Origin of the sequence: Duganella sp. CF517 (assembly GCF_900110275.1) — a bacterium.
GTDB lineage: Bacteria > Pseudomonadota > Gammaproteobacteria > Burkholderiales > Burkholderiaceae_D > Rugamonas.
This window is the reverse complement of record NZ_FODC01000005.1, coordinates 243,403-260,806: the sequence shown is the minus strand read 5'-3', so window position 1 is coordinate 260,806 and position 17,404 is coordinate 243,403. Positions and strand designations below refer to the sequence as shown.

General features: G+C 65.0%; 10 protein-coding genes. 3 read left to right on the top strand and 7 right to left on the bottom strand.

The features are described from left to right. Positions 1 to 42 precede the first annotated feature (42 nt). On the bottom strand, positions 43 to 2,472 hold the full coding sequence (locus tag BMX85_RS20510; protein ID WP_229210587.1) for a TIM-barrel domain-containing protein: 2,430 nt from the start codon (positions 2,470 to 2,472) through the stop codon (positions 43 to 45). Positions 2,473 to 2,677: 205 nt separating this feature from the next. Between BMX85_RS20510 and BMX85_RS20505 the strand changes: the two genes are divergently transcribed. The 3 genes from BMX85_RS20505 (at position 2,678) to BMX85_RS20495 (ending at position 7,509) form a co-directional block, all read left to right on the top strand. Then, the gene (locus tag BMX85_RS20505; protein ID WP_090323029.1) at positions 2,678 to 4,003 is read left to right on the top strand and encodes an MFS transporter; all 1,326 of its coding nucleotides are present in this window, start codon (positions 2,678 to 2,680) and stop codon (positions 4,001 to 4,003) included. 149 nt (positions 4,004 to 4,152) lie between these two features. Next, a complete protein-coding gene (locus BMX85_RS20500; protein ID WP_090323026.1) occupies positions 4,153 to 5,784 on the top strand; it encodes an alpha-D-glucose phosphate-specific phosphoglucomutase in 1,632 nt (543 codons plus the stop codon). An 18-nt stretch (positions 5,785 to 5,802) separates the two neighbouring features. Next, positions 5,803 to 7,509 carry an alpha-amylase family glycosyl hydrolase gene (locus tag BMX85_RS20495; protein WP_229210586.1) on the top strand — a complete coding sequence of 569 codons (1,707 nt, stop codon included), beginning with the start codon at positions 5,803 to 5,805 and terminating at the stop codon, positions 7,507 to 7,509. A gap of 33 nt (positions 7,510 to 7,542) precedes the next feature. On the opposite strand, the gene BMX85_RS20490 is transcribed toward BMX85_RS20495, so the two are convergent. The 6 genes from BMX85_RS20490 to pulA form a co-directional block, all read right to left on the bottom strand. Continuing rightward, positions 7,543 to 9,417, bottom strand: coding sequence for a sensor domain-containing phosphodiesterase (locus BMX85_RS20490; protein ID WP_090323022.1), 1,875 nt, complete (start codon positions 9,415 to 9,417; stop codon positions 7,543 to 7,545). A 285-nt stretch (positions 9,418 to 9,702) separates the two neighbouring features. Beyond that, positions 9,703 to 12,012 carry a GH92 family glycosyl hydrolase gene (locus BMX85_RS20485; protein ID WP_090323020.1) on the bottom strand — a complete coding sequence of 770 codons (2,310 nt, stop codon included), beginning with the start codon at positions 12,010 to 12,012 and terminating at the stop codon, positions 9,703 to 9,705. Between the two features lie 45 nt (positions 12,013 to 12,057). Beyond that, on the bottom strand, positions 12,058 to 12,426 hold the full coding sequence (locus tag BMX85_RS20480) for a DUF3325 domain-containing protein (RefSeq protein ID WP_090323018.1): 369 nt from the start codon (positions 12,424 to 12,426) through the stop codon (positions 12,058 to 12,060). Beyond that, entirely contained in the window at positions 12,423 to 14,006 is a 1,584-nt protein-coding gene (locus BMX85_RS31095; protein ID WP_090323015.1) for a PepSY-associated TM helix domain-containing protein, read from the bottom strand. Before BMX85_RS31095 ends, BMX85_RS20480 begins: the two co-directional genes overlap by 4 nt. After that, a complete protein-coding gene (locus BMX85_RS20470) occupies positions 14,003 to 14,281 on the bottom strand; it encodes an iron transporter (RefSeq protein ID WP_373923927.1) in 279 nt (92 codons plus the stop codon). Before BMX85_RS20470 ends, BMX85_RS31095 begins: the two co-directional genes overlap by 4 nt. Positions 14,282 to 14,544: 263 nt before the next feature. Further along, on the bottom strand, positions 14,545 to 17,274 hold the full coding sequence (pulA, locus tag BMX85_RS20465) for a pullulanase-type alpha-1,6-glucosidase (protein WP_090323011.1): 2,730 nt from the start codon (positions 17,272 to 17,274) through the stop codon (positions 14,545 to 14,547). Between the last annotated feature and the right edge of the window lie 130 nt (positions 17,275 to 17,404).

The window sequence follows — 17,404 nt, the reverse complement described above, 5'->3', positions numbered from 1 at the left end:
GCGATCGGATCCCTGGATTCGATCGCAGATAATCATACACGCTTACAGGGCGATGGAGACGGTCCTTGAAGGCATGGCGCTGGGCGGCAGCACCAGTGTCAGCAGCTTGCTGCCGGCGTCCCAGGCGAACGTCGCCACCTTGCCGTCGACCCGCACCGACGCCGGCCTGGCGCCGACATTGTGCACCGTCAGGTCGACGCTGCGCTCCGGCCGGCGCCAGTTGTCGCCGATGGCCGAATCGATGTTGATGGACAGGCCGCGGCGATACACCTTGCTGGTGAAGGTCACCAGCTCGTACTTGCCATGCTCGAAGGCCCGCGCGGTCAGGCCGTCGTCGTCATACAGCTTGCCGGCGGCGGTTTTCACCGAGGCGTCGTGGTAGTAGTGCAGCTCGATGTTGCTGGTGGTGTAGTCGCGCGTGGTCTGCACCACGCGCGTCATCGGGATGAAGGCGCCGGCGCGCACGTACACCGGCACGTGGTCGGCGCTCAGTTTCACCGAGCGGGTGGCGCCGCCGGCCTGCCGCTCGCCGGTGTAGAAATCGAACCACGCGGCGGTGGCGGGGAAGTACACGTCGGCTTTGGCGGCGCCGGCCTTCATCACCGGCGTGACCAGGAAGTCCTTGCCCCACAGGTAGGTCGACGACATCGCCCGCACCTTGGCGTTGCCCGGCTCCTCGTACACCATCGGGCGCATCAGCGGCAGCCCTTTCTGGTTGTTGTCGAAGGCGAGCGTGTAGTTATATGGCAGCAGGCGGTAACGCATGCGGATGGCGTCGCGCGCCAGCGCCTTGGTCTTGTCGTCGCGGAAGATCGGCTCGGACGGCACTTCCTCCTGCGCGTGCGGGCGGAACACCGGCTGGAACACGCCGTACTGCAGCCAGCGCGCATACAGTTCGTTGTCCAGCACCGGGTTGGCGAAGCCGCCCAGGTCCGAGTGCATGTAGCCGGCGCCCTGCATCCCCATTTGCAGCGAGATCTCCGGCTGCGATTGCAGTCCGGCCCAGCTGCGATCGACGTCGCCCGACCATGGGATGATGCCGTAGCGTTGCGTGCCCGAGTAACCGGCGCGCATCAGGATGAACGGACGCTCGGTGGGGAAGTCCTTCTCGTAGCCCTCGGCCACCAGCCTGGCCCACTGGTGGCCGTAGATGTTGTGGACCTCGTCGGCGCCGCCGGTGGCGTGGCGCATCCCGGTCGGATGCAGTTCCGGCTCGCCCAGGTCGCCCCAGACGCCGGTCACGCCCTGCAGGCGCAGATCGCGGTAGATATTCCACAGCCAGTCCTTGCCGGACTGGCCGAAGATGTCGATCAGGCCCGTATGGCCGAAGAAGAAGTCGTAGGCCAGCGGCTTGCCGTCGGCGTCGGTGCCGAGGATCTTCTTGTCGACCGCTTCCTGCCAGCGGCTCGAGGTGTCGACCACGAACGGCTCGCTGATGACCACCGTCTGCACGCCTTTTTGCTTGAAGTCCGAGATCATGCCGATCGGGTTGGGGAAGTTGTCCGCGTCCCAGGCCAGGTTGCCCATCGTGCCCTTGACCTCCTTGCCGAACCAGTACAGATCGAAGACGATGGCGTCGAGCGGGATGTCGTCGGCGATGAACTTGTCGACCACCGCGCGCGCCTCGGTTTCGCTGTGGTAGCCGAAGCGCATCGCGAAGTTGCCGAAGGCCCAGCGCGGCGGCATCGGCTGCTTGCCGGTCAGGTAGGTGTAGTTGTCGACCACGTCCTCCCATTTGTCGCCGGCGACGATTTGATAGGTCTTGCGCCCGCCGATGGTTTCCCAGCGCAGGCTGTTGTCCTTCCTGCTGTCGAAATCGAGGTAGCCGGTGCGGGCGTTGTCGAAATGGAGCGCGTACAGTTTGGACGACAGCGCGATCGGCATGCCGTAGTTAAGCTGCTTGGAGGTCGCGCCGTAGCCGTAGTCCGCCTTGTTATACAAGGTGAAGCGGTTGCCGCGCCGGTTCATGCCGACCGCGCGCGCGCCGGCGCCGTACAAGGCTTCGTCCTTGTCGAGCGCGAATTCGATCGCCTCCAGCACGCGCGGCGCGCCCTTGTTGATATCCTTGCTGCCGGTCGCGACGTCGTCGGCGACCTTCATGTAGCCCTTTTTTTCCGCGACCAGCTGCTTGCCCTTGTACGCGTAGGAGATCTGGAACGGCGACTTGGTCACCGTGACCACCAGGCCCGGTGTCGCGTATTCGATCTTGTTGGCCTTGTCGGAGAACGAGGTGGTCACCGCCGCCGGCGCCAGCACCACCGCGTGCGAGGATGGATCGGCGGTCTCGCCCTCGGGGATGAAGGTGGTTTCGATGATGCTGCGGGTGTAGGGCTTGATCAGATAGACGCCGTCGCTGGTGCGTACTTCCATATAGCCGCCATGCAGCTTGGCGCTGGCGAAGATACGCCCGGCGTTCTGCGCCAGCGCGGACGGGGCGGGGGCTGCAAGCAGGGTGAGCAGGGCTAGTGGCAAAACGGCAAGTTTTAGAAGGGAATTGCTTGTCATGTCGGGAAGGAGTCTCGTGGATGTTATGTGTTCTGTTGTTTGGCTACATTTGGCTATAAAATTTGGTCCAAGGCGCGCCGTTTGGCGTTATTTTACCTCGGTATCCTTTCAATTGACACACATAGGGTGCCGTGTTATTTTGCTACAAATTTCAATAATCGGGACGCGTCGCATGAAATCATCCAGCAGCAAGCCCATACTGTCGTTCTGGCAGCTATGGAATATGAGCTTTGGCTTTTTCGGTATCCAGTTCGGCTTCGCGCTGCAGAATGCTAACACCAGCCGGATTTTCTCCACGCTGGGCGCCAACCCCGACGACTTGTCGCTGTATTGGCTGGCCGCGCCGGTCACCGGCCTGCTGGTGCAACCGATCATCGGCTACCTGAGCGACAACACCTGGCACCCGCGGTGGGGCCGCCGCCGCCCGTTCTTCTTCGTCGGCGCCGTGCTGGCGTCGCTGGCGCTGTTCCTGATGCCGAATTCCTCGGCGCTGTGGATGGCGGTGATCGTGCTGTGGATGCTCGACGCCGCGATCAACGTCTCGATGGAACCGTTCCGCGCTTTTGTCGGTGACAAGCTCGGACCGTCGCAGCAGACCGCCGGTTTCGCGATGCAAACCTTCTTCATCGGCTGGGGCGCGGTGATCGCCTCGCTGCTGCCGACCATTTTCGCCGACTACCTGGGCGTGAGCAATGTGCCGATCAACGGCGCCATCCCCGACACTGTCCGCTATTCGTTCTACGCCGGCGGCGCGATTTACATGAGCGCCGTGATGTGGACCGTGCTGACGGCCAAGGAAGAACCGCCAAGCGACCTCGAAGCGTTTCGCGCCGGGCAGCAGGGCAGCCGTGGCCTGGGCCGCGCGCTGACGGAAATCTTCAGCGGCTTTGGCCAGATGCCGAAGACCATGGTGCAGCTGGCGGCGGTGCAGTTCTTCACCTGGATCGGCCTGTTCGCGATGTGGATCTACACCACCAACGCCATCGGCGAAAGCGTCTACGGCACCACCGACGCCCAATCGGCCGCCTTCCAGCAGGCCGGCAACCATGTGGGCGTCATGTTCGCCGTCTACAGCGGCGTGTCCGCGCTGGCCGCGTTCATGCTGCCGGTGTTCGCGCGCCACACCAGCCGCAAGTTCGTGCACATGACCTGCCTGGCCATCGGCGGCGCGAGCCTGATCAGCCTTTTCGCGATCCGCGATCCGAACATGGCCTTCGTGCCGATGATCGGCGTCGGCATCGCCTGGGCCAGCATCCTGACCATGCCGTACGCGATCCTGGCCGGCGCGCTGCCCGCCAGCCGCATGGGCTACTACATGGGCGTGTTCAATTTCTTCATCGTGATCCCGCAGATCGTCAGCGGCCTGCTGCTCGGCTTTATGACCAAGCAGGTGTTCGACGGCCACGCCGTCAAGACCCTGATGCTGGGCGGCGTGTGCATGCTGGTGGCGGCGATATTGACGATGTCCGTTCAAGATAACGCGGACCCCCAGGGCTGATGCTGTAATATTGTTCGTGAGACAAGTATGTTGTGCGACGCGATTTGGCCGGAACAGGTACAACCGTCGCAGCGCGGTGGTGCGCGGCTGATTTGCCGTGGTCACCCCGATGTCACCAATTTGTCATTCTTTATCTACGCGGAGCGAACATGAGCATTCAGACAGTCACCACCACACCTTTCCCTGGCCAGCGGCCGGGCACTTCCGGCCTGCGGAAAAAAGTCACCGTCTTCCAGCAGCCGTCCTATCTCGAGAATTTCGTGCAAAGCGTGTTCGAGACGCTGGGCGACGTCGCCGGTAAAACGCTGGTGGTCGGCGGCGATGGCCGCTTCCACAACCGCGAGGCGGTGCAGGTGATCCTGCGCATGGCGGCGGCGCACGGCTTCGCCAAGGTGCTGGTGGGCCAGGGCGGCATCCTGTCGACGCCGGCCGTCAGCTGCGTGATCCGCAAGCACGCGGCGCTGGGCGGCATCGTGCTGTCGGCCAGCCACAATCCGGGCGGACCGGATGGCGACTTCGGCATCAAGTACAACATCGCCAACGGCGGCCCCGCGCCGGAAAGCCTGACCGAGGCGATCTACCAGCGCACCGAATCGATCGCCGCCTACCGCATCAGCGACGCCGCCGCCATCGACCTGAATAAAATCGGCGCCTCGCGCATCGAGCAGATGGACGTCGAAGTGATCGACTCCGTGGCCGACTACGCGGAACTGATGCAGGAGCTGTTCGATTTCGACGCCATCAAAAAACTGTTCGGCGGCGGCTTCCGCATGTGCTTCGACGGCATGTCCGCCGTCTCCGGCCCGTACGCCAAGGCGATCCTGGAAGGGATGCTGGGCGCGCCGGCCGGCACCGTCATCAACGGCGAGCCGCTGGAGGACTTCGGCGGCCATCATCCGGACCCGAATCCGGTCAACGCCGCCCAGCTGATCGAGCTGATGGCCGCCGACAACGCGCCGGACTTCGGCGCCGCGTCGGACGGCGACGGCGACCGCAACATGATCGTCGGCCGCAATTTCGACGTCACGCCGTCGGACAGCCTGGCCGTGCTGGCCGCCAATGCGACCCTGGCGCCGGGCTACAAGGCCGGCCTGAAAGGCATCGCCCGCTCGATGCCGACCTCGCAGGCGTCCGACCGCGTGGCCGCCGCGCTGGGCATCCCGAGCTTCGAGACGCCGACCGGCTGGAAGTTCTTCGGCAACCTGCTCGACGCCGGCCAGGCGACGCTGTGCGGCGAAGAGAGCTACGGCACCGGCTCGGACCACATCCGCGAAAAGGACGGCCTGTGGGCCGTGCTGTTCTGGCTTAACCTGCTGGCCGTCACCGGCAAGTCGGTCGAGCAGCTGGTCGGCGAGCACTGGGCGCGCTTCGGCCGCAACTACTACTCGCGCCACGACTACGAGGGCGTGCCGGTCGAAGGCGCCAATGAGCTGATGGATTCGCTGCGCATCAAGCTGGCGACCCTGAAGGGCCAGGACCTGGGCCACTACGTGGTCGATTTCGCCGACGATTTCGAATACACCGATCCGATCGACGGTTCGGTGTCGAAGAAGCAGGGCATCCGCATCGTCATGACCAACGGCTCGCGCATCGTGTTCCGTTTGTCGGGCACCGGTACGGAAGGAGCGACCTTGCGCGTTTATCTGGAACGCTACGAGGACGATCCGGCCATGCACCACCTGCCTACCCAGCAGGCGCTTTCCGCATTGATCCTGATCGCCGAGCAGGTCGGCGGGATCGAAGGATGGACCGGACGCGCGCGTCCGACCGTCACCACGTAACTACTAAAGGACGACAGCATGGAATGGACGCAGTGGAGCAAACGTACGACCCTTGGAATGGCTTTGGCGCTGGCCTTCGGCGCGCCGGCGGTGGCCGCCGAACCGGCGGCAAAATCGGCGGCGACGCCGGCGGCCGCGAAAAAGCCATTCCTGTGGGAGAACGCCACAGTCTATTTCCTGCTGACGGACCGCTTCAACAACGCCTTCACCGGCAATGACCTGGCCTATGGCCGCAACGCCGACGCCGCGCCGCTGCGCGGCTTCATGGGCGGCGACCTGGCCGGCATCACCAACAAGATCAACGACGGCTACTTCGACAGCCTGGGCGTGAACGCGATCTGGCTCACGCCGCCGGTGGAGCAGATCCACGAAGGCACCGACGAGGGCACGGGAAGATCCTACGGCTTCCACGGCTACTGGGCCAAGGACTTCACCACCGTCGACGCCAACCTGGGCACCGAAACCGATTTCCGCAATTTCGTCGAGGCCGCGCACGCGCGCGGCATCCGCGTCATCCTCGACGTGGTGATGAACCAGATCGGCCCCGAGACGACGATCGACAAGGCGTGGCCGCAGCAGTGGGTGCGCACCGAACCGGTATGCACGCACAAGGACGCGAAGAGCACCATCGAATGCACCCTGGTCAAGAACCTGCCGGATCTGCGCACCGACAGCGACGAGGAGGTGGAGCTGCCGCCGCAACTGGTGGAGAAGTGGCGGCGCGAAGGCCGCTACACGAAGGAGGTCGGAGAGCTCGACGAATTCTTCAAGCGCACCGGCTACCCGCGCGCGCCACGCTATTACATGATGAAGTGGCACACGGACTGGATCCGCAAGTATGGCGTGGACGGCTTCCGCGCCGACACCGTCAAGCACGTGGAGGCCAAGGCGTGGAAGGAATTGCGCAGCGTGGCCGATGCGGCGTTCGCGGACTGGAAACGCGCCAATCCGGACAAGAAGCTCGGCGACGACAAGTTCTACATGACGGCGGAAGTCTATAACTACGATATCGCCAACGGCCAGACATACGATCTGGGTGGACAGAGCGCCAATTACTATCAAAACGGTTTCGATAGCCTGATTAATTTCGGCCTGGTGCGCGATGCGAACAAGGATTACGAGTCGTTGTTCAGCAGTTATTCGAGCATGCTGCATGGCGGCGCCCTGAACGGCTACTCGGTGCTCAACTATATCGATTCGCACGATTACGACCAGCCGTTCGACCGCGAGCGAAAACGGCCGTTCGAGAGCGCGACCAAGCTGCTGCTGGCGCCCGGCGCCGCGCAAATCTACTACGGCGACGAAACCGCGCGCAGCCTCGATCAGGCCGACGCGGTGGGCGACGCCAGGCTGCGCACCTTCATGAACTGGGATGAGCTGGAGAAGAACACGGCGCGCGACGGCTACAAGATCGCCGACGTGCGCGCGCACTGGAGCAAGCTCGGACTGTTCCGCCAGGCGCATGTCGCGGTGGGGGCGGGCGCGCACCAGCAACTGCAGGCCAAGCCATATGTATTCAAGCGGACTTACGACAAGGGCGGCTTGCGCGACAAGGTGGTCGTCGCGCTGGAGCAGCCGACCGACAAAGCCAGCACGATCAACGTGCACGGCGTGTTCGCCAACGGCCAGAAGGTCAAGGATTACTACTCGGGCAAGACGGCCGTGGTCAAAGGCGGCAAGGTCGGTTTCGGCACGCGCAACGCGATAGTGCTGATCGGGGAATAGCGGCGGCCCGCAAGCTCCGAGCGGTTTAACGTTTCAACGCGACTGATGGCGGCGGCGTGACGCCGCCAGACTGGCGTTCGGCCGCGCCAGCGAGCACAATGCGCGCGCTTCGCGCCGTGGAATGCTCGCGGCCACCGCGTCGTCCCACGCGCTGCTGTCGCGGCACCACGCCGCGAACGCCTCCACTTCCAGCGGACGCGCGAACAAATAACCCTGCGCCTCGTCGCAACCGGCCGAGCGCAGGAACGCCAGCACGTCGCCGCGCTCCACGCCTTCCGCCACCACCCGGTGTCCCAGGTCCTGCGACATCGTGATCATCGTCCGCACCAAGCCCTGTTGGCGATGGTCGTCCTCCAGTCCAAGGATGAACGACTGGTCGATCTTGACCACGTTGGCCGGCATGCGCTGCAGGTACGACAGGCTGCTGTAGCCGGTGCCGAAGTCGTCGATCGCCAGGTGCACACCGGTGCCGGCCAGCGCTTCGAGCATGGCGTTGGCTTTGAGCGGCTGCTCCATGATGGCGCTTTCGGTGATCTCCAGCTCCAGGCATTCCGGCGGCAATCCATATTGTTCCAATCCGGCGACCACGCGGTCGGCCAGGTCCGGCTCCATCAGGTTGGAGGCCGAGACGTTGAGCGACAGCTGCAGCTCCAGGCCGGCCTTGCGCCATGCCTGCTGCTGGCGCAAGGCGCGGTTCAGCACCCACTCGGTCGTCGCCTGCGCCAGGCCGGAGCGCTCGATGATGGGAATGAATTCGCCGGGACCGATCGCACCGAGCGTCGGATGGGTCCAGCGCAGCAGCGCCTCGGCGCCGACGCATGCGCCGCTGGCGATGTCGATGCGCGGCTGGTAGACCAGGCGCAGTTGATCGCGGCCGATCAGCGCCGCCGCGAAGTCGTTGAGCAGGTTGAAACGGCGCCGGTACGCGCGGTCTTCCACCGCCGAGTACACGGCGACGTGGGTGGGGCTGTCGATGGCGTCATGCGCGGCGCTTTGCGCCTGGCGCAGGATGTTCAGGCCATCGGCCGTGCCGACGTCGAACGGCGTCACGCCGATCGACGGCGTGGTGACGAAGCGCATCTTGCTGATGCTGACGCCCACCTCCAGCTTCTCCTCCAGGATCGGCACGTACCTTTCAAGGCTCATGCCCGGCTCCGACAGCAGCGCGAACTGCATGGCGGCGACGTGGTAGACCTTGCGGCGCGGCCCCGTCTCGGCGCGTATCCAGGCCGCCGAATCGATCACCAGTTCGTCGAGGAAGGACGGATTCAAGGCGCGCGCGGCGTGCGAAATCTGGTCGGGCGTGGCGAGGTTGATCAGCACCGCCAGCCGCTGCTCGCCGGCGGGGCGTTCGCGCTGCATGTCCTGGAAGTCTTCGATGAACTGGTTGCGGTTCGGCAGGCCGCTGAGCGGATCGACGCGGCCGAGCGCATGCTGCATCTCGATCTGCGCCATGACCATGGCGGCGAGGTCGGACAGGATGTCGAGTTCCGCCTGCGTGGTCTCGCGCGGCTCGGTGCCCAGCACGCACATCGCGCCCAGGCAGTGGCCGTCGATGGTGGTCAGCGGGGCGCCGGCGTAGTAGCGGATGCCGCTGGCGGCCAGCGGGCTGTCGCGGAACAACGCATCGTCGAGCATATCCGGGATCACCAGCACGCGGCTGCTGTCGGCCACTTCGCCGCACGGCGCGTGCAGGCGGGGGATCGACGTATGCTCGACGCCGACGCGCGACTTGAACCATTGACGGTCGGCGTCCGTCAGCGACACCGCCGCAATCGGCAGGTCGAACAGGCGCGCGGCCATGCGGGTGATGCGGTCGAAGGCATCGCTGGGCGGCGTGTCGAGCAGATTGAGTTTGTTCAGTGCCTCCAGCCGGCGCGCTTCGTTGAGTTGGCAAGAAATAGTCATGATCCGGTCATTCGTTAATTGGTCGACAAGGTGCTATTCAATGCGGGGTGGGGCACTGGCGGGCGAATGATGACGGAAAGGTCACCAACGCCTGTCGAACGGCAAGAGTTGAGCGTGTTTGGGGCTCTGCGGCTCTGAATTTGTTTGCAACAAGGAAAACATTATTGCGCTAATGAAATAAATAATAGCACGATTTAAAAATCGCTGCGCACGATACGCGTAAAACTTGCTTTGGGATAAGCCAGGAGGGCGGAAGGCGGGCGGGCCGACGCCCGCCGTGTGGCTTTATGGATACTGTGGATCGGTGGAGAGCGAGTACGGCGCGTCGGCCGGGGCGACGGCGCGCCGGGTTTCCGGCCGCTGCCCCATGTCGAAGTCCAGCGTCGCGCCGCGCACCAGGTCTGCGTGACCGAGCCAGTTCTTCGAGGTGGCCTTGCCGTCGACCTTCAGCGCGCGCACGTAACGGCTGCTGTCGCTGTTGGCCGGCGCGTTGATGACGATGGTTTTGCCGTTTTCCAGCGTCAGGGTGGCCTTTTTGAACAGCGGCGCGCCGATTACGTACTGCGGCACCGCCGGCGTGACCGGGTAGAAGCCGAGCGCGGAGAACACGTACCACGCCGAGGTCTGGCCATTGTCCTCGTCGCCGCAGTAGCCGTCCGGTGTCGGTTTATACATGCGGTTCATCGTTTCGCGCACCCAGTACTGGGTTTTCCACGGAGCGCCGGCGTAGCCGTACAGGTAGATCATGTGCTGGATCGGCTGGTTGCCATGCGCGTACTGGCCCATGTTCGCGATCTGCATTTCGCGGATCTCGTGGATCACGGCCTTGTAGTAGCTCTCGTCGTACACCGGCGGCAGCGTGAAGACCTCATCGAGCCTGGCGACGAATTTTTCGCGCCCGCCCATCAGCTCTATCAGCCCGTTCACGTCCTGGAACACCGACCAGGTGTAGTGCCAGCTATTCCCTTCGGTGAAGGCGTCGCCCCATTTGAAGGGGTTGAACGGCGACTGGAAGCTGCCGTCCCGGTTCTTGCCGCGCATCAGACCCGTCTCCGGATCGAACAGATTTTTGTAGTTCAGCGCGCGCTGGCCGTAGATGGCGATCTCCGAGCGCGGCTTGCCCAACGCCTTGCCCAGCTGGTAGATGGCGAAATCGTCGTACGCGTATTCGAGCGTGCGGGCGGCGTTTTCGTTGATCTTCACATCGTACGGGACGTAGCCCAGATCATTGTAGTAGCCAACGCCGGCGCGCCCGACCGCGCTCATCGGGCCTTCGTTGTCGGCGCCGTGCTTGAGCGCCTGCCACAGCGTTTCGATATCGTAGCCGCGCAGGCCCTTGATGTACGCCTCCGCCACCACGGAGGCGGAGTTATTCCCGATCATGACGTTGGCGTAGCCGGGGCTCGACCACTCGGGCAGCCAGCCGCCTTCCTTGAAATCGTTGGCCAGGCCGGCCTGCATTTCACGGTTGATCGACGGGTACATCAGATTGAGGAAAGGGTAGAGCGCGCGGAAGGTATCCCAGAAGCCGGTGCCGGCGAACATATGGCCAGGCAGGACCTGGCCGTTGTACGGACTCCAATGGACGATCTGGTTGTCGGCGTCGATCTCGTAGAGCTTATTCGGGAAGAACAAGGTGCGATACAGGCTGGAATAGAAGGTGCGCGTCTGCTCCTCGCTGCCGCCTTCGACGCTGATGCGCCCCAGCGTCTTGTTCCAGATATTCCTGCCTTTTTGCGCGGTCGTGTCGAAGCTGTCGTTGGCCAGTTCGCGGTTGAGGTTCAGCTCCGCCTGTTCTTCGCTGATGAAGGAGGAGGCCACCTTCATGCCGACTTTTTCGCCTTTGGCGGTCTTGAAGCCGACCAGCGCGCCGGCATGGTCGGCCGCCAGTTCCAGCACGTCCCCGGCCAGCTGGTCGCCGTTCCACAGCCGGGTGGAGGCGAACGGCTTGTCGAAGTGGATGACGAAGTAGTTCTTGAAGTTCTTCGGCAGCGGGCCGCGCGCGTGGCGGGTGCTGTAGCCGACGATTTTGCGTTCGGCCGGAATGACCTTGATGTACGAGCCCTTGTCGTAGGCGTCGACCACCACGTATGCCTCGTCGGTTCGCGGGAACGTGAAGCGGAACTGCGCGGCGCGCTCGGTCGGCGCGATCTCGGCCGTGACATCGGCGTCGGCCAGATAGACGCTGTAGTAGTAAGGCTTTGCCACTTCGGCCTTGTGCGAAAACCAGCTGGCGCGGTCGTCCTGCGTGAATTTCGGTTTGCCACCGGCCTGGCCGACCACCGGCATGATGGCGAACTGGCCGTAGTCGTTCATCCACGGCGACGGCTGGTGCGTTTGCTTGAAGCCGCGGATCTTGTCGGCGTCGTAGGTGTAGGTCCAGCCGTTGCCCATCTTGCCGGTTTGCGGCGTCCAGAAATTCATCCCCCACGGCAGCGCGATGGTCGGGTAGGTGTTACCGTTGGAGAGTTCGGGCTTGCTGGCGGTGCCCATCAGCGGATTGACCCAGTCGACCGGATCGACGACCGGCGCCGCCGCTGCCCATTTCGTAAGCGCGAACAACACGGCGGACAAATAAAGTGCGTTCAGTTTCATGATCTGATCGGACGATGGAGAAGCCGAAAAGATACCATGTAACGGTCAATGCACCAGCATCGCCACCCCGGCCCCCAGCACGGCCAGGCCGCCGGCCGCCATACCAGTGCGCGGCAAGCGCCGCACCGCATACGTCATCATCAGCACCGCCATCCATCCGGCGGCCGTCAGCGCGCCGAGCCACAGCACCCAGCCCTGCGAACTGCCGCGCAGCGCCAGACATGCCAGCAGCGACAACAACAGCTGCCCGCCACCGTACCATTGCAGCCGGCGGCGCTGCGCCGGCGACGGTTCCGCGCCGCGTCCGTGGACGTCGGCCCAGTGGCGATCCATCGCCAGGCCAAGAAAAGCGAAGCCCGAAAAGGCCCCGGCCACCGCCGCGCATCCCGTCATTACCGCGTAAATCGTAGTCATGCCGCATTCCCCGCAAGTCGAGTTTTTGTCACTGGCGCACGTCCCAGCCGCGCCGAAGCATATAGCAGCAGGCCGCCGATCAGCAAGGTCACGCCATCGAATCCGGCCAGCGCCCACAAGCCATTGGGGATGCTGACCAGCAGGTGGGCGCCGCCGGTCGCGCCGTTCAGCACCGGCAGCAGCGCGAACAGCAGGCCGCCCACCAGCAGTTGCAGGCGCCACATCGGGCGCGCCGGCCAGGCCAGCGCGGCCACCATCGCCACCGCCCACGCGACGAAGAACCAGCTGGCCTCCGCCGCCGGACGTTCGGCCAGCCCCACCGGCAGCAGCCGGTTGGCCCAGAAATAGGCCGCCATGGCCAGCGGCAGACCGGCGACCGCGCCGATGTTGAGGCCCTCCACCAGCCGCAGGCCGAAGCCGATGCGGCCCGCCTTCAGATGCTTGGGTTTTTCCTTGACGGCCCACAGCAGCAGGCCGGTGGCCACCATCGCGCTGCCGGCCAGGCCGGAGATGAAGAACAGCGCGCGCAGCAGCGGATCGGCGAAGCGGCCGATGTGCAGCCCGTACATGACGCCGCGCGTGGCTACGGCGGCGCCGCGTCCGGCGTCGGGCGACGGCAGCGGCCTGCCGGTGGCGCCGTCGTAGATCAGCGTCGGCAAGTCCGAGCTGACGCCGCGGCCCTCCTGCCGGGTGACGGCGATGGTGGACGCCGCGTCGTTGGGGAAGTTGACCGTGATCCTTCCTGCCGGCGCGCCGCCCCAGGCCTGGCTGGCGTGGGCGATCACGGGGCCGAGCGGCGTCAATGGCGCGGCCACGCCGGAGGCTTTGGCGCCCTGCGGCAGGCCTGGGAACAGCTCCGCGAAGAAGGCCTTGTCATTGTTGTTGTAGGCGACCTTCACGCCCCACGGCATGTACATGAACATCAGCGTCACCAGGCCGGTGTACGTGATCATCAGGTGGAAGGGCAGCGCCAGCACCGCGCTGACGTTATGGAAATCGAGCCAGGAACGCTGGCCTTTGCGGGGGCGGAAGGTGAAGAAATCCTTGAAGATGCGCTTGTGGGTGACGATGCCGGACAGGATCGCCACCAGCATCGACATGGCGCAGATGCCGACGATCCAGCGCGCCACCGGCACGGGCATGTAGTGCAGGTCGAAGTGCAGGCGGTAGAAAAAGTCGCCGCCGCGCGTGGAGCGCGCCTCGGCCAGTTCGGCGCCGGTGGCAGGGTCCAGCAGGGCCTCCTGGAAGCGGCGCCGCCCCTTGCCCTTGGCTTTGCCTTCGCCGGCCGGCGGCGCCCACATCGTTTGCACCGCCGGCTCGCGCTCGCTCGGCATGGACAGGAACCAGCGCTCGCTGTTGGGCGCGCGCTTTTGCAGCACGCGCGCGGCTTGATCGGCCGCCACCGCCGGCGTCACCGGCGCGATCGCCGTCCGGTGCAGCTCGGGTTTCATCCACAGCGTGATCTCATCGCGGTAGTAGCTGGAAGTGCCGGCCATGAAGATCAGCATCAGCACCCAGCCCACCAGCAGGCCTGACCAGGTGTGCAGCCAGGCCATCGATTGACGCAAGCCTTCCTTCATGCCGGCGCACCTTGCGCGCCCAGCGCCAGCAGCAGCGCCAACGGCAGCGCCGCCAGCAGCAGGCCGCCCAGTGCGCGCAGGGGCGTGCGCGCGGCGAAGCACCACATAATCGCGCACGGATAAACGATCAGGCCCGCCATGGTGGCGGTCAGCGCGGCTTCGACGCGGGCGATGGGCAGCCACATGGCCAGCACCGCCGCGATCGCGGCCGCCACTGCGTAGCCGCCGAAGATGGCGACCAGCGCGCGCAACGCGACGCCGGCGCGGTAACGCAATTGGGGCGCTTTCTGGGACTGCGACACAGTCATAGGGGTCTTTCAAGGGAGAAGGGAGATTTCTCTCTTTGACGGCGGTGACGTGGCTGGAGCGGAACGGGCTGCGGGCGCAAACGCAAATGAGAATTATTCCATTATCGCGGGAGTCGCCCAATTTTGCAAGCCGAGAACAAAACCGGGGTCAGTGCCGACATTCGGACACGAACTGAGCGCCAATAAGGCTGTGCTCGTGTCCGAATGTCGGCACTGACCCCGGGTGGGGGTTATTCGACGAATACGACTGCGCTGCGCGCGGGGAGCGTGAAGGTGCCGGAGGCGGCGTCGTACCGCGCTTCGCGCGCGATGCGCCGGTCCGCCGCGCCGGCCCGCAGGTGCACCGGATGCAGCTGGTAGCGGCGATTCTTTTCGTCGTCGACGGTGATGCGCTGGGCGACCTTGTCGACGTTGATCAGGTATGTGACCGACTTGAAGTTGGCGCCCGCGTAGCCGGCGCCGTCCAGGTGCGCGGCGATCACCGTCGGCACTTGCGCCGATCCGGTGTTGTGGAAGCGCAGGCGTTGCGCGATGTCGGCCGAGGTCCGCATGCGGAACAGCGTGCTGCTCGAGCGGATCGCCAGCAAATCGCGGAAGGCGTCGCGCGACCAGGCGATGTCCGCCGGCGCCGGCTTGATCGCGGCGTTGGCCAGCAGGGGCTTCATCAGCGCGTAGTCCTTACCGTTGTCCTCCTCGCGCGGCAGGCCGGTGCCGTAGTAGTTGTCCTGGTAGGTCCAGTCCAGGCGATTGAACCAGTCGCCCGATTCGAAGCTGTTGCGGTCGAGCGATTTGGAGCGCAGGATGTCGAAGCCGGCGTGGAAGTAGGCCACGCCCTGGCTGAAGGCGTTGACGGCGGCGCCCAGCATTTGCACCTGCGCGCGCTCGGCGCCCGTGGTCTCCAGCGGCAGCTTGTAGACATTGATGTCGAACAGCGTCTGGTTGTCGTGGTTCTCGACGTAATTGACGGTTTCCGATGGCTCGCTGGCGTAACCGGCCGGCTGGTTGCCGCCGTAGACGATATCCCGCAGCTGCCTGGTCTCGTCCTGCCAGGTGCGCATCGTGTAGTTGCGCAGCGAGCCGGCCAGGCCGACCTTGACCATGTCCGACGCTTGCAGCAGGTCGGCGGTGGGGCGCGCCGGCGCTTGCGCGTTCGGTGCGTAGACCAGGCCATTGATGTAGCCCTGCTGCGCGATAATCTGCGCGCTGCCGTCGCCGCCGTTGCTGCCGGCGCCGCCGCCGCGCATGGCGTCGCGCGCGCGGTCGCTGAAGGTGCCGATGCCGCTGCCGTTGAGCGACAGCTGCGAGGCCTGCACGAAGCGGGCGCCGTCGGCCACTTCGCCGAAGTTCCAGCCTTCGCCGATCAAGTCGATGCGGCGGCCGGTGGCGCGGTTGACGCGCGCCTGCAGTTCCTCCATCGCGGCGCGCGGCTGGTGGCCCATCAGGTCGAAGCGGAAGGAGTCGATCTTGTACTGCACCGCCCATGTTTCGACCGAGTCGATCATCAGCTTGGCCATCATCAGGTTTTCGGTGGCGGTGTTGTCGCAGCAGGTCGAGCGTTCGATGCCGCCGCTCGCGTTCAGCCGGTGGTAGTAGCCGGGCACCACGCGGTCCAGCACCGACTTCTCATTCTGGCCGGCGATGAAGGTGTGGTTGTAGACCACGTCCATGCCCACGCGCAGGCCGGCCTTGTGCAGCGCCTGCACCATCTGGCGGAATTCGACGATGCGCTTGGCGCCGTCGGCCGGATCGGTGGCGTAGCTGCCTTCCGGCGCGGTGTAGTGATACGGGTCGTAGCCCCAGTTGTAGCAGTCGGTGAACTTGACCTTGGTCACTTCCGCCTGCTGTTCCAGCCCGTCCGGCGTGAGGTCCGGCAGGGCGGCGATGTCCGGCGCCACGCAGCCCTGTTCCGGCACGGTGGCGATGTCGTAGACCGGCAGCAGGTGGATGTCGGTCAGGCCGGCGCGGCTCAGCGCGGCCAGGTGCTTCATGCCGTTCGAGCCGGCTTCGGTGAAGGCGGTGTACTTGCCGCGGTTGGTCGCGCTGACGGTGCCGTCGTTGATCGAGAAGTCGCGCACGTGCAGTTCGTAGACCGTCATGTCGGTCGGCGCGGCGACCTTCTTCGGCGACGGCGTCCTGTCCCAGCCGGCCGGCTTGAGTTTGGCGGCGTTCAGGTTGGCGATGTAGCTGCGTTTGGAGTCGGTGGTCAGGCTGACCGAGTAGGGATCGGTGACCAGGTTGCGCACGATGCCGGCGGTCGGCGTCATGACGTCGACCAGGTATTGGTAATAGGCGCCGTTGGCGCGCGCGGACCAGACGCCGGTGGCGTCGTCGCGTTCCATCGGTGTGATGGCGCTGGCCTTGGACGAGCCGGTGGCGTAGGTGCATACGGCGACGTTCTGCGCGGTCGGCGCCCACAGCTTGAAGGCCGCGCCGCGCGCATTGGCTGTCGCGCCGAGGTCCTTGACCTTGGCGGCGCCGGCGTAAAGGTCGTCCAGCGCGCCGGCGATCTGCAGCGACGTCACGTCGAGCACGACGCCGTCCCCGCCTTCCCGCACCAACAGCACTTGCTGCGTCAGCAGCCGCGCCGCGTCGGGAACGCTCAGCACCGCGCCGTCGCCGGCAAACTTGAAGCGCCGCGCGACCTCGGACGGCACGGCGCCATCGAAACGCGGCAGCGTCAGCACGCCGTCCTCGCCGGTGACGCGCGCGCCCGGCGCCGCGCGCAGCAAGGCATTGGCGGAATAATAGAGCTTGAACACGCCGTTGGCGGCATCGGCGCCCGGCCATTTGATCAATTGACGGTTGAGCCAGTACGCGCGGGCGTCGGTGGCGGGCGCCGCGTGCAGCGCGGTCGCAAACGCCCCGTCGCAATCGGCCAGCACCGGCGCCGCCGAGGCCGTCAAACATGTCAGCGCCAGCGCGCCCCCTAACGAACCCGCCACCAAACGCTTACCAGCCATATCCCGTCTCCAAACCGTTAATTTAGTAGTGCGACTACAAATAAACCGCAGTTCCCTTAAATTTCGCGGATATGGTACTCCAGAATCTGTAGTTTCGATACGAATCACCGGCGCTCGGCTTTGATTTCTT